This is a genomic window from Pseudomonas silesiensis, from assembly GCF_001661075.1.
Lineage (GTDB): Bacteria > Pseudomonadota > Gammaproteobacteria > Pseudomonadales > Pseudomonadaceae > Aquipseudomonas > Aquipseudomonas silesiensis.
In genome coordinates this window covers 6,471,570-6,483,726 of sequence record NZ_CP014870.1, presented here as the reverse complement: position 1 = coordinate 6,483,726, position 12,157 = coordinate 6,471,570, and the positions used below count along the sequence as shown (strand labels likewise).

Genomic DNA, 12,157 nt, shown 5'->3' with positions numbered 1-12,157 from the left:
ATTTCATCGGCCTGTCTTGAACCCGAGCCCACTTGAATGCGCCGACTTGCCCGTCCCAAACCCCTGATTCTCATGTTCCTGGCGATTGCGCTGATCGTGCTGGTTGCGTTCGGCCAGTACCTGCGCCTGTTCGAACGCGCCTGGTTCAACATGCACACGCTTTGGCAACCAGAGAGCGCGCAATCCATCGGCCTGAATCGCTATCAGGTCACGCTCGAGGCGCGCGTCATCGATGGCCTGGACGACGATGTTTCCGCGCTGACCTTCGATCCGGTGCGCAAGAGCCTGTTCACGGTCACCAACAAAAACTCCGAACTGATTGAATTATCCCTGGACGGCCGGATCATCCGGCGTGTGGCGCTGGTCGGCTTTGGCGATCCGGAAGCGGTGGAGTTCATCAGTGCCGACACTTACGTGATCACTGACGAGCGTACGCAGCGACTGATCAAGATTCACCTGGAAAAAGACACGACGTTCCTCGACGCGCACGATGCCGAACAGATAAGCCTCGGCGTGCACATGAGCAGCAACAAGGGCTTTGAGGGGTTGGCTTATGACTCGGTGGGCAAGCGTCTGTTCGTGGCCAAGGAGCGCGACCCGATGCTGATCTACGAAGTGCAGGGCTTCCCGCATTACAACCCGGAAAAGTCCTATGCGGTACATGTGGTCAATAACCCCAAGCGCGACGCCGGGATGTTCGTGCGGGACCTGTCGAGCCTGCAATACGACGAGCGCAGCGGACACTTGCTGGCGTTGTCCGACGAGTCGCGGCTGATTCTGGAGCTGGATGTGGATGGGCGACCGCTGAGCACCATGTCATTGAGCAAGGGGCGCCAGGGGTTGCAGAACACCGTGCCGCAAGCGGAAGGGATTGCGATGGATGACGACGGCACGATGTACCTGGTGAGCGAGCCGAACTTGTTCTACGTCTTCAAGAAACCAGCACAACCCTGACAAACACCCTAAAAACACTGTGGGAGCGAGCTTGCTCGCGATAGCGGTCTTTCAGTCGACATCTCTATCGACTGACAGACCGCTATCGCGAGCAAGCTCGCTCCCACAGGTTTTTGTGCAGGTCTTACTTGGCGCGCAAGGTTTTTACGCCTTCGCTGGTGCCCAGCAGTAGCAAGTCGGCCGGACGTGCCGCGAACAACCCATTGGTGACCACGCCAACGATAGCGTTGATCTGCGTTTCCAGCTCCACCGGATTAGTGATCTGCATGTTGAACACATCGAGGATGATATTGCCGTTATCAGTCAACACGCCTTCACGGTAAACAGGGTCGCCACCAAGCTTCACCAGCTCGCGGGCCACGTGGCTGCGGGCCATCGGGATCACTTCCACCGGCAGCGGAAACTCGCCGAGCACCGGCACCAGCTTGCTGGCATCGGCGATGCAGATGAAGGTCTTGGCCACGGCCGCGACGATCTTCTCGCGGGTCAGGGCTGCACCGCCGCCCTTGATCAGGTTCAGGTGTTCATCGCTTTCATCGGCGCCGTCGACGTAGAACTCCAGGTCGCTGACCGTGTTCAATTCATACACCGGGATGCCATGGCCCTTGAGACGTGCAGCGGTGGCTTCGGAGCTGGCGACCGCGCCGTCGAACGCGCCCTTGTGCCGGGCCAGGGCGTCGATGAAGCAGTTCGCGGTGGAGCCGGTGCCGACCCCGACGATGCTCTTGTCATCGAGTTTCGGGAGGATGAAGTCGACGGCGGCCTGAGCCACTGCCTGTTTGAGTTGATCCTGGGTCATGCGGGCTCCGAGGTGCCGAAGGGGGGCGAAAGGCCGGCATTATAGGCTTCGGGGCGGGGAAGGTCATTGCCCGATTGGCAGGTCAACGTCATATCCGATTCCTGTAGGAGCGAGCTTGCTCGCGATGGACGTTAACGATGACGAGGGCTGCCTGGATGAACGTGGCGCCCTCACGTCCATCGTCGGAACGCCGCCCGGAGCAAGCTCGCTCCTACAGGAATCAGCTATCCGGTCCAAAACCATGTGTTTAGTGTGGTCGCCCGCCCGAAAGCCGGGTTAGACTCCTTGACCCTGCCCAACCCGCTCAGTGATGCTTTCCGATGCTCGAACAGTACGTCAAAAAGATCCTCACCTCGCGCGTTTATGACGTTGCCGTAGAAACCCCTTTGCAGACTGCCCGCCAGCTTTCCGAGCGGCTGGGCAACAATATCTGGCTCAAGCGCGAAGACTTGCAGCCGGTGTTCTCGTTCAAGATTCGCGGCGCTTATAACAAGCTCACCCAGCTGTCCGATGAAGAACGGGCGCGCGGCGTCGTGACCGCTTCGGCGGGCAACCACGCGCAAGGCCTGGCCCTGGCGGCCAAGGTGCTGGGTGTGAAAGCCACCATCGTCATGCCCAAGACCACGCCGGAGATCAAAGTGGAAGGCGTGCGCTCCCGTGGCGGCAAGGTCGTGCTGCACGGCGATTCGTTCCCGGAAGCCCTGGGTTACTCGCTGAAACTGGTCGACGAAAAAGGTTACGTCTACATCCACCCCTACGACGATCCCCATACCATCGCCGGGCAGGGCACGGTAGCGATGGAAATCCTGCGCCAGCACCCGGGGCGCCTGGACGCGATTTTCGTCCCGGTGGGCGGTGGCGGGCTGATTGCCGGGATCGCCGCATACGTGAAATATCTGCGTCCGGAAATCAAGGTTATCGGCGTCGAGCCAGACGATTCCAACTGCCTGCAAGTCGCCATGGCGGCTGGCGAGCGTGTGGTGCTGCCGACGGTTGGGCTCTTTGCCGACGGCGTCGCAGTAGCGCAGATCGGCCAGCACACCTTCGATATCTGCAAGGACCATGTCGATGAAGTGATCACCGTCAGCACCGACGAGATCTGTGCGGCGATCAAGGATATCTACGACGATACCCGCTCGATCACCGAACCTGCCGGCGCTTTGGGCGTCGCCGGGATCAAGAAATACGTCGAGCAACATGGCATCACCGGGCATACCTTCGTCGCCATCGATTCCGGGGCCAACGTCAACTTCGATCGTCTGCGTCACGTGGCCGAACGTGCCGAACTGGGCGAGGGCCGTGAAGCTATCATCGCCGTGACCATCCCCGAGAAGCCAGGCAGCTTCAAGGCGTTCTGCGAAGCCATCGGCAAACGCCAGATCACCGAATTCAACTACCGCTACAACACCGGCAGCGAAGCCCATATCTTCGTCGGCGTGCAAACGCACCCGGAAAACGATCCGCGCAGTGCGCTGCTGTCCAGTCTGACCGAACAGGGCTTTCCGGTACTCGACCTGACCGACAACGAACTGGCCAAGCTGCATATCCGCCATATGGTTGGCGGGCGTGCGGCCCATGTCGTCGATGAAGTGGTACTGCGTTTTGAGTTCCCGGAGCGGCCAGGTGCGCTGTTCAACTTCCTCAACAAGCTCGGCGGGCGCTGGAACATCTCGATGTTCCACTACCGCAACCACGGTGCGGCCGATGGCCGTGTGGTCGCCGGGTTGCAGGTACCCCATGACGAACGTCATCTGGTGCCGGCGGCACTCGAAGAAATCGGCTACCCCTATTGGGATGAAAGCGACAATCCGGCCTATCAGCTGTTTCTCGGCTGAGGGGCTACGCTGATGGGCAGCCTCTAAGGAATCGAACAATGGAAACGTTAACTGCCCTGAAAGTGGCGCATAGCGTGGCGACGGTGCTGCTGTTGATCAGCGCACTGGGGCTGGCGGGCTGGGTCTGGCGCGCGCGGCGCAACGGCGATGCGACGGCCCACGCTCGCACGTTGCAGCGACCGGGGGTATTCGTCTGGGTGTTGATGGGGCTGGCATTGTTGAGCATGCCGTTCACCGGGTGGTGGATGGTGCATCTGGTGGGCTGGCCGCTGGGTCAGACCTGGTTGCTGGCTTCGAGTGTGCTTTACACCGTGGCGGCGTTGGGTTGGTTCTGGGTGGTGGTGCGACTTAACAAGTTGCGCAAGGGGTCAGGAGGCAATGGCAAGTTCACCTTCGCCCTCGCACTGTTCAGCTTCATTTGTTTTATCGCGATTGCCGGACTAATGGGCGCCAAGCCAGTGTAGGAGCGAGCTTGCTCGCGAAAAACTCAAGGTCGCCGCGGGGAGTCAGTTGCCCCGCGTTATCGTTAACGACCATCGTCGGAACGCCGCCCGGAGCAAGCTCGCTCCTACAGGGTTCGCTGGTGTGAATGCTATCTATGCCACGCAACACAAATCCCTGTAGGAGCGAGGCTTGCCCGCGAAGGCGTCATCAGTCGCGCAGAGTAATCACCGGCCACCCACGCTTCTCGGCTTCAGCCCGCAAGTTAGGATCCGGATCGACAGCGATCGGATTCGCCACCTGCTCCAGCAACGACAAATCATTCATCGAGTCGCTGTAGAAGTAACTGTCTTCCAGCGAATGCCCGGTCTCCTCCAGCCAGCGATTCAGCCGCGTCACCTTGCCTTCACGGAAGCACGGGACGTCGGTGCTGCGCCCGGTGTATCGGCCCTCGACCATTTCACATTCCGTGGCGATCAAGGTTTCGACACCGAGTCGCTGGGCAATCGGCCCGGTGACGAAACGGTTGGTCGCGGTGATGATCACCAGTTTGTCGCCGGCCTCGCGGTGCTTTTCCAACAGTTCGATGGCCTTGGGCAGCACGATCGGTTCGATGCAATCGCGCATGTAATCCAGGTGCCATTCATCAAGCGTGGCCATCTCCGTGCGACCGAGGACTTCAAGGCAGAAGTTCAGGTACGCATCGTTATCCAGCTTGCCGGCCAGGTAATCCTGATAAAACTCGTCGTTGCGTGCCTTGTAAGCGACGGCGTCGAGAAAGCCGCGCTCGCACAGGTAATCGCCCCAGGCGTGGTCACTGTCGCCGCCCAGAAGTGTGTTGTCCAAGTCGAATAAAGCCAGCCGCATTGCAGTTACTCGCTGAAAAGTCTGTAGAAAGGCGTCCAGAATACGTACTTTTCACAAGAGTGCACATAAGGTAGACCGGCTCGTTGCTGCCTTCACAACCTTTGTGGAACAATGCGGGGACATGCGTTTGCGAGGTTGTTGCCGTGATCGACCCCGATGGTTTCCGCCCCAATGTCGGGATCATTCTGACGAATGATGCCGGCCAGGTGCTATGGGCTCGCCGTATCAATCAAGATGCCTGGCAGTTTCCACAGGGAGGAATCAACCCCCAGGAGACGCCGGAAGACGCCTTGTACCGCGAGTTGAACGAAGAAGTGGGCCTGGAACGTGAAGATGTTGAAATTCTCGCCTGCACCCGGGGCTGGTTGCGCTATCGTTTGCCGCAACGTCTGGTCCGTACCCACAGCCAACCGCTGTGCATCGGACAGAAGCAGAAATGGTTTCTCCTGCGCCTGATCTCGAACGAGCAGCGGGTGCGGATGGATTTGACCGGTAAACCGGAATTCGATGGCTGGCGCTGGGTCAGTTATTGGTATCCGTTGGGCCAGGTGGTGACATTCAAGCGCGAGGTGTATCGACGCGCTCTCAAAGAGCTTGCCCCGCGCCTTTTAACGCGCGACTGACGACGGAGTTCGACCCCGAGCCATGCTCAATACGCTGCGCAAGATCGTCCAGGAAGTTAACTCCGCCAAGGATCTCAAGGCGGCGTTGGGGATTATTGTGTTGCGCGTCAAAGAGGCCATGGGCAGCCAGGTCTGCTCGGTCTACTTGCTCGACCCCGAGACCAATCGCTTCGTGCTGATGGCCACCGAGGGCTTGAACAAGCGCTCGATCGGCAAAGTCAGCATGGCGCCCAACGAAGGTCTGGTCGGTCTGGTCGGCACGCGTGAAGAACCCCTGAACCTGGAAAACGCCGCGGATCACCCGCGCTATCGCTACTTCGCCGAGACCGGTGAAGAGCGCTTTGCCTCGTTCCTCGGCGCACCGATCATTCACCACCGCCGCGTCGTCGGCGTGTTGGTCATCCAGCAAAAGGAACGCCGCCAGTTCGATGAGGGCGAAGAAGCCTTCCTCGTCACCATGAGCGCGCAACTCGCCGGCGTTATCGCCCACGCCGAGGCCACCGGTTCGATCCGTGGCCTGGGGCGTCAGGGCAAGGGCATCCAGGAAGCAAAGTTCGTCGGCGTGCCGGGTTCGCCGGGTGCGGCGGTCGGTACCGCGGTGGTCATGTTGCCGCCGGCCGACCTGGACGTGGTGCCCGACAAGACCATCACTGACATCGCCGCCGAACTCGGGCTGTTCAAGACCGCCATCGAAGGCGTGCGCGCCGACATGCGCGCCTTGTCGGCCAAGCTCGCGAACCAGTTGCGCCCGGAAGAGCGCGCGCTGTTCGACGTCTACCTGATGATGCTCGACGATGCTTCGCTGGGCAGCGAAATTACCACCGTGATCAAGACCGGCCAATGGGCCCAGGGCGCGTTGCGCCAAGTGGTCACTGAGCACGTCAACCGCTTCGAATTGATGGACGACGCCTACCTGCGTGAGCGCGCCTCCGACGTCAAGGACCTCGGGCGCCGTCTGCTCGCCTACTTGCAGGAAGAGCGTCAGCAGACCCTGGTCTACCCCGACAACAGTATCCTGATCAGCGAAGAACTGACGCCGGCGATGCTCGGCGAGGTGCCGGAAGGCAAGCTGGTCGGTCTGGTCTCGGTACTCGGTTCCGGCAACTCCCACGTCGCGATCCTGGCGCGCGCCATGGGCATTCCGACGGTGATGGGTCTGGTTGACCTGCCGTATTCCAAGGTCGACGGCATCCAGATGATCGTCGACGGCTATCACGGCGAGGTCTACACCAACCCCAGCGAAGTGCTGCGCAAGCACTTCGCCGAGATCGTCGAGGAAGAGAAACAGCTGGCCCTTGGGCTGGATGCGCTGCGGGATTTGCCGTGCATCACGCTCGACGGCCACCGCATGCCGCTGTGGGTCAACACTGGCCTGCTGGCGGACGTGGCACGGGCGCAGAAGCGTGGCGCCGAGGGCGTCGGTCTGTACCGCACCGAAGTGCCGTTCATGATCAACCAGCGCTTCCCGAGCGAAAAAGAGCAACTGGCGATCTATCGCGAGCAGCTCGCCGCGTTTCACCCGCAGCCGGTGACCATGCGCAGCCTGGACATCGGTGGCGACAAGTCGCTGTCATACTTCCCGATCAAGGAAGACAACCCGTTCCTCGGTTGGCGCGGCATTCGCGTCACCCTCGACCACCCGGAAATCTTCCTGGTCCAGACCCGTGCGATGCTCAAGGCCAGCGAAGGCCTGAACAACCTGCGGATTCTGCTGCCGATGATCTCCGGCATCCACGAACTGGAAGAAGCCCTGCACCTGATCCACCGGGCCTGGGGCGAAGTGCGCGACGAGGGCTGCGACGTACCGATGCCACCGATCGGTGTGATGATCGAAATCCCGGCAGCGGTTTATCAGACCAAGGAACTGGCGCGGCAAGTGGACTTCCTGTCGGTCGGCTCCAACGACCTGACCCAGTACCTGCTGGCCGTGGATCGCAACAACCCGCGAGTCGCCGACCTCTACGACTACCTGCACCCGGCGGTCCTGCAAGCGCTACAGAACGTGGTGCGCGATGCCCATGCCGAAGGCAAGCCGGTCAGTATCTGCGGCGAGATGGCCGGTGATCCGGCAGCGGCGGTGCTGTTGATGGCGATGGGTTTCGACAGCCTGTCGATGAACGCCACCAACTTGCCGAAGGTGAAGTGGATGTTGCGCCAGATCAACTTGAGCAAGGCCAAGGAATTGCTGGCGGAGTTGATGACCATCGACAATCCGCAGGTGATCCATAGTTCGCTGCAACTGGCGCTGAAGAATCTCGGGTTGGCGCGGATGATCAATCCGGCTTCGGCCAAGACCCTCTGAAAGGCTGATGGCCTCATCGCTGGCAAGCCAGCTCCCACAGGGTTTGGTGTTGGTCACTAATTAGTGAACCTACCCAAATCCTGTGGGAGCTGGCTTGCCAGCGATGAGGCCAGCCCATACAGCAACGATCTAAACCCTGATCTCCACTTCCCCCAAATGCCCCCCATACGGCCCGAAACTGCGCTCGAGCATATGCCGCGTCCCATCCGCATGCACAATCAACGCCGTACTCGCCCGCGTCCCGTAAGTCGGGCTGGCAATGAACACACTCGACAGCAACGTCTCGGTGGCCAACCCCACCCCGGTATCCGGCAACTCGGCAAAGGGCGCGGTCTGTGGGTCATTCAACAACGCCAGCAATGCCTCGGGCCGGGGATTTTCCAACCCCGCCTCCAGCGCCTTACGCGCCTTGAGCAACTTCGGCCACGGCGTATCCAGCCCGGCGTTCGACAAGCCATAGACACCCGGTGGCAGCATCACCGCTTCAGCCTCCCGGGCATTGAAATGCCACAGCTCGTTGGCATTGCCAATCAGCAGGTTAAACCCGGCGTATTCAATCGAACGTGCAACAACGTCGCTCAAATAGTCGTCAATCGGCATCTTTCCGGCAAGAAATCGCGCCACCAGTTCCCCTCGTGATTTTCGCGCGGGTGGTTGATGAGGATCGCGAATATTGGTCAGCGCAGCGAAGCGGCCCTCGGCACCGACGCCCAGCCAGGTGCCGCCGGCTTCCAGATCGCGACCGGCATAAACCTGGGGATTTTCCGACCATTGCGCCAGCGGCAGGCTGGGGCGGGCATAGAATTCGTCACGGTTGGCGGCGACGATCAGCGGCTGGGTGTGACCGGGGCGCCAGGCAAAGACAATCAGGCACATAAGGTGATCCATGTGTGTTTTTTGCCCACTCTACGCAGTCATCGAGCGGGTATCCATCGCCATCCAGTGGAGCTTGAGGCCATGCATCCGTTACCATGCCGCTCCTATTTTCGGGACGCGGGCGGGGACGGCCATGGAATTTCTACTGTACCTGGCGCTGGGCGCCTGTGCAGGCGTGCTGGCCGGGCTGTTCGGAGTGGGGGGCGGAATCATCATCGTCCCGGTACTGGTGTTCAGTTTTACCTTGCAGGGCTTCGATGCGTCGATTTTGACCCACCTGGCGGTCGGCACTTCACTGGCGACGATCATCTTCACCTCGATCAATGCCATCCGCGAGCATCATCGCCGCGGTGCCGTGCGCTGGCCGATCTTTGCCTGGATGACCGTCGGTATCCTCATCGGCGCCGGTTTCGGCGCGCTGACCGCCGAAGCGATCTCCGGGCCAAACCTGCAGAAAATCATCGGCGTATTTGCGCTGATCATCGCGGCTCAGTTCGCGCTGGAGGTCAAGCCGAAAGCTAGCCGCACGGTGCCCGGCAAGGTCGGTCTGACGGTGGCCGGCAGTGTGATTGGCTGGGCTTCGGCGATTTTCGGGATTGGCGGCGGTTCGCTGACCGTGCCGTTCCTGACCTGGCGCAGCGTGCCGATGCAGCAAGCGGTGGCGACATCTTCGGCCTGCGGACTGCCGATCGCGTTGGCCAGTGCATTAAGTTTCATGATTCTGGGGTGGCACGATCCGTTGCTGCCGGCCCATAGTCTCGGTTTTATTTATCTGCCGGCGTTGCTGGGGATCGCCCTGACCAGCATGGTGTTCGCCCGCCTCGGTGCACGATTGGCCCACAGCCTGTCGCCGCGCTTGCTGAAAAGACTGTTCGCCGCTTTGCTGTTCTGCGTTGGCCTGAGCTTCCTGCTCTGACGCGCGTCGCAATGTTGGCTTAATCCTGGCGTGACAGCGTCCCCCGGGAATTTTGAAAGTTTCAACTCTAACGAGGAGTCGCAATGCTGCCTTACCCGCAGATCGACCCGGTGGCCCTGGCCATCGGTCCGCTGAAAATCCACTGGTACGGCCTGATGTACCTGATCGGCATCGGCGGCGCGTGGTGGCTGGCGTCCCGCCGGCTGAACCGCTTCGACCCGACCTGGAGCAAGGAGAAGCTCTCCGACATGGTGTTCTGGATGTCGATGGGCGTCATTGTCGGCGGCCGCCTGGGCTATGTGCTGTTTTACGACCTGAACGCGTACCTGGCCAACCCGACGCTGATCTTCGAGGTATGGAAGGGCGGCATGTCGTTCCACGGCGGCTTCATTGGTGTGATGCTGGCGGCGTTGTGGTTCGGTAAAAAGAACGGCAAGTCGTTCTTCCAGTTGATGGACTTCGTGGCACCGATGGTGCCGATCGGGCTCGGTGCCGGGCGTATCGGCAACTTCATCAACGCCGAGTTGTGGGGCAAGGCGACCGACGTGCCGTGGGCGATGGTCTTTCCGACCGACCCGGCGCAACTGGCGCGTCACCCGTCGCAGCTGTACCAGTTCGCGCTCGAAGGCGTGGCGCTGTTTGCCATCCTCTGGCTGTTCTCGCGCAAGCCGCGGCCGACCATGGCGGTGTCCGGGATGTTCGCGCTGTTCTATGGCATCTTCCGTTTCATCGTCGAATTCGTTCGGGTGCCGGACGCGCAACTGGGCTATCTGGCCTGGAACTGGCTGACCATGGGCCAGGTACTGTGCATCCCGATGATCGTCGGCGGTCTGCTGCTGATCTGGCTGGCCTATCATCGCGCGCCGGCGGCTCCCGCAGCCGCTGTATAAATTCGAACCCCGGGGTGACGACCCCGGGTTCAAGGACACAGGTAATTCATGAAGCAATATCTCGATCTGGTCGCCCACGTCATCAAGAACGGCACCAAACAGGCCAACCGTACCGGCGTAAACACCATCAGCTTTCCTGGTGCGATGCTGCGTTATGACCTGAAGGAAGGTTTTCCGGCGATCACTACCCGCAAGATGGCCTTCAAATCGGCCGTTGGCGAGATGTGCGGTTTTCTGCGTGGGGTGAACAACGCCGCCGAATTTCGCGCCCTGGGCTGCAAGGTCTGGGACCAGAATGCCAACGAAAACGCCCAGTGGCTGGCCAACCCGTTCCGTCAGGGCGAAGACGATCTCGGCGAGATTTACGGCGTGCAGTGGCGCAAATGGCCGGCGTACAAACAGATCCCGGTCAGCAACAAGGCCGCCATCGAGCAGACCCTGAGCCAAGGCTATCGCCAGATCGCCGAAGGCGAAGAAGATGGCCAGGCGTACGTGGTGCTGTACAAGGCGATCGACCAGATCCGCCAATGCGTGGACACCATCATCAAGGACCCGGGCAGCCGCCGTATCCTGTTCCACGGCTGGAACGTCGCCCAACTCGATGAAATGGCGCTGCCGCCCTGCCATTTGCTGTATCAGTTCCATCCGAATGTCGAGACCAAAGAGATCTCTTTGACCCTCTACATTCGCTCGAACGACCTGGGCCTGGGCACACCGTTCAACCTCACCGAAGGTGCCGCGCTGCTGAGCCTGATCGGTCGCCTGACCGGTTACACGCCGCGCTGGTTCACCTATTTCATCGGCGACGCCCACGTCTACGAAAACCACCTGGACATGCTCAATGTACAGCTCAAGCGCGAGCCGTTCCCGATGCCGAAACTGGTGATCAGCGATCGTGTGCCGGAGTTTGCCAGGACGGGTGTCTATCAACCGGAATGGCTGGAGCTGATCGAACCGAGCGATTTCTCGCTGGAAGGCTACGAGCACCATGCGCCGATGACGGCGCCGATGGCGGTTTAAGCTTCAACGCATACCCCTGTAGGAGCGAGCTTGCTCGCGATGGATTTGAAGGCGCCGCATTTTTCCAGGCTGCCCCGCGTCATCGTTCACGTCCATCGCGAGCAAGCTCGCTCCTACAGGGGGTATGTGGTGTGTTTAGTGGCCGTGACTACGGCCCACATGGGAATGCTCCGTCTCCGTCGCCACAACCCCGCCACTCACCTCCAACCGCTGCAAAATCCCGCACTGATCGATATCCGGCCCTTCGCCGCAGCGTTGGCGCAGGTCGATCAACTGCGTTTGCAACGCCAGCAACCCATCGATCCGCGCCTTGACGTGATGGATGTGCTCATCGATCAGCGCATTCACGCTTTCGCACTGATCCTGCGGGCTGTCGCGCAAGGTCAACAGGCTGCGGATTTCCTCGAGGGTCATGTCGAGGGTGCGGCAGTTGCGAATGAAGGTCAGGCGCTCGGCATGGGCCTGGGTGTAGACGCGATAGTTACCGTCGCTGCGGGCCGGTTCCGGCAGCAGGTTTTCCCGCTCGTAATAGCGGATGGTTTCCACGGCGCAGTCGGTGAGTTTCGCCAGTTCTCCTATTTTCATCGCGACAATCTCCAAAAGGATGCTTGACCCTATAGTGGCTACAGGGTCT

12 protein-coding genes are annotated in these 12,157 nt (G+C 60.6%); 8 read left to right on the top strand and 4 right to left on the bottom strand.

From position 1 onward, the window contains the following. The first annotated feature begins 36 nt into the window (after positions 1 to 36). The gene (locus PMA3_RS28790; RefSeq protein WP_064680310.1) at positions 37 to 954 is read left to right on the top strand and encodes an SdiA-regulated domain-containing protein; all 918 of its coding nucleotides are present in this window, start codon (positions 37 to 39) and stop codon (positions 952 to 954) included. Positions 955 to 1,078: 124 nt separating this feature from the next. Here PMA3_RS28790 and rpiA read toward each other — a convergent pair whose 3' ends face one another. Further along, complete coding sequence (gene rpiA / locus PMA3_RS28785) at positions 1,079 to 1,753, bottom strand: ribose-5-phosphate isomerase RpiA (RefSeq protein WP_064680309.1); 675 nt, start codon at positions 1,751 to 1,753, stop codon at positions 1,079 to 1,081. A 320-nt stretch (positions 1,754 to 2,073) separates the two neighbouring features. Here rpiA and ilvA point away from each other — a divergent pair, with 320 nt between their 5' ends. After that, positions 2,074 to 3,588, top strand: coding sequence for a threonine ammonia-lyase, biosynthetic (gene ilvA, locus PMA3_RS28780; protein WP_064680308.1), 1,515 nt, complete (start codon positions 2,074 to 2,076; stop codon positions 3,586 to 3,588). 38 nt (positions 3,589 to 3,626) lie between these two features. Beyond that, positions 3,627 to 4,052, top strand: a complete 426-nt coding sequence (locus PMA3_RS28775) for a DUF2269 domain-containing protein (RefSeq protein ID WP_064680307.1) — start codon at positions 3,627 to 3,629, stop codon at positions 4,050 to 4,052. Positions 4,053 to 4,239: 187 nt separating this feature from the next. Here the strand turns inward: PMA3_RS28775 and PMA3_RS28770 are convergent, their stop codons facing one another. Next, complete coding sequence (locus PMA3_RS28770; RefSeq protein ID WP_064680306.1) at positions 4,240 to 4,896, bottom strand: histidinol-phosphatase; 657 nt, start codon at positions 4,894 to 4,896, stop codon at positions 4,240 to 4,242. A gap of 143 nt (positions 4,897 to 5,039) precedes the next feature. Here PMA3_RS28770 and PMA3_RS28765 point away from each other — a divergent pair, with 143 nt between their 5' ends. Together PMA3_RS28765 and ptsP are read left to right on the top strand one after the other, a co-directional pair. After that, positions 5,040 to 5,519, top strand: coding sequence for an RNA pyrophosphohydrolase (locus PMA3_RS28765; RefSeq protein ID WP_007945562.1), 480 nt, complete (start codon positions 5,040 to 5,042; stop codon positions 5,517 to 5,519). 22 nt (positions 5,520 to 5,541) lie between these two features. Further along, entirely contained in the window at positions 5,542 to 7,821 is a 2,280-nt protein-coding gene (gene ptsP, locus PMA3_RS28760) for a phosphoenolpyruvate--protein phosphotransferase (RefSeq protein ID WP_064680305.1), read from the top strand. Between the two features lie 129 nt (positions 7,822 to 7,950). On the opposite strand, the gene PMA3_RS28755 is transcribed toward ptsP, so the two are convergent. Continuing rightward, a complete protein-coding gene (locus PMA3_RS28755) occupies positions 7,951 to 8,697 on the bottom strand; it encodes an NRDE family protein (RefSeq protein WP_064680304.1) in 747 nt (248 codons plus the stop codon). A gap of 133 nt (positions 8,698 to 8,830) precedes the next feature. On the opposite strand from PMA3_RS28755, the gene PMA3_RS28750 reads away from it, so the two are divergent. The 3 genes from PMA3_RS28750 (at position 8,831) to PMA3_RS28740 (ending at position 11,523) form a co-directional block, all read left to right on the top strand. Continuing rightward, the gene (locus PMA3_RS28750) at positions 8,831 to 9,613 is read left to right on the top strand and encodes a sulfite exporter TauE/SafE family protein (protein ID WP_064680303.1); all 783 of its coding nucleotides are present in this window, start codon (positions 8,831 to 8,833) and stop codon (positions 9,611 to 9,613) included. A gap of 83 nt (positions 9,614 to 9,696) precedes the next feature. Continuing rightward, on the top strand, positions 9,697 to 10,503 hold the full coding sequence (gene lgt / locus PMA3_RS28745; RefSeq protein WP_064680302.1) for a prolipoprotein diacylglyceryl transferase: 807 nt from the start codon (positions 9,697 to 9,699) through the stop codon (positions 10,501 to 10,503). 48 nt (positions 10,504 to 10,551) lie between these two features. Beyond that, the gene (locus PMA3_RS28740; protein ID WP_064680301.1) at positions 10,552 to 11,523 is read left to right on the top strand and encodes a thymidylate synthase; all 972 of its coding nucleotides are present in this window, start codon (positions 10,552 to 10,554) and stop codon (positions 11,521 to 11,523) included. A gap of 135 nt (positions 11,524 to 11,658) precedes the next feature. Here PMA3_RS28740 and cadR read toward each other — a convergent pair whose 3' ends face one another. Continuing rightward, entirely contained in the window at positions 11,659 to 12,108 is a 450-nt protein-coding gene (gene cadR / locus PMA3_RS28735) for a Cd(II)/Pb(II)-responsive transcriptional regulator (RefSeq protein WP_064680300.1), read from the bottom strand. Positions 12,109 to 12,157 lie beyond the last annotated feature (49 nt).

Coding starts and splice junctions, on each gene's coding strand:
- lgt (WP_064680302.1), top strand. CDS start 9,697: ATGCTGCCTTACCCGCAGATCGACCCGGTGGCCCTGGCCATCGGTCCG.
- PMA3_RS28740 (WP_064680301.1), top strand. CDS start 10,552: ATGAAGCAATATCTCGATCTGGTCGCCCACGTCATCAAGAACGGCACC.
- PMA3_RS28750 (WP_064680303.1), top strand. CDS start 8,831: ATGGAATTTCTACTGTACCTGGCGCTGGGCGCCTGTGCAGGCGTGCTG.
- ilvA (WP_064680308.1), top strand. CDS start 2,074: ATGCTCGAACAGTACGTCAAAAAGATCCTCACCTCGCGCGTTTATGAC.
- PMA3_RS28755 (WP_064680304.1), bottom strand. CDS start 8,697: ATGTGCCTGATTGTCTTTGCCTGGCGCCCCGGTCACACCCAGCCGCTG.
- rpiA (WP_064680309.1), bottom strand. CDS start 1,753: ATGACCCAGGATCAACTCAAACAGGCAGTGGCTCAGGCCGCCGTCGAC.
- PMA3_RS28790 (WP_064680310.1), top strand. CDS start 37: ATGCGCCGACTTGCCCGTCCCAAACCCCTGATTCTCATGTTCCTGGCG.
- PMA3_RS28775 (WP_064680307.1), top strand. CDS start 3,627: ATGGAAACGTTAACTGCCCTGAAAGTGGCGCATAGCGTGGCGACGGTG.
- ptsP (WP_064680305.1), top strand. CDS start 5,542: ATGCTCAATACGCTGCGCAAGATCGTCCAGGAAGTTAACTCCGCCAAG.
- PMA3_RS28770 (WP_064680306.1), bottom strand. CDS start 4,896: ATGCGGCTGGCTTTATTCGACTTGGACAACACACTTCTGGGCGGCGAC.
- cadR (WP_064680300.1), bottom strand. CDS start 12,108: ATGAAAATAGGAGAACTGGCGAAACTCACCGACTGCGCCGTGGAAACC.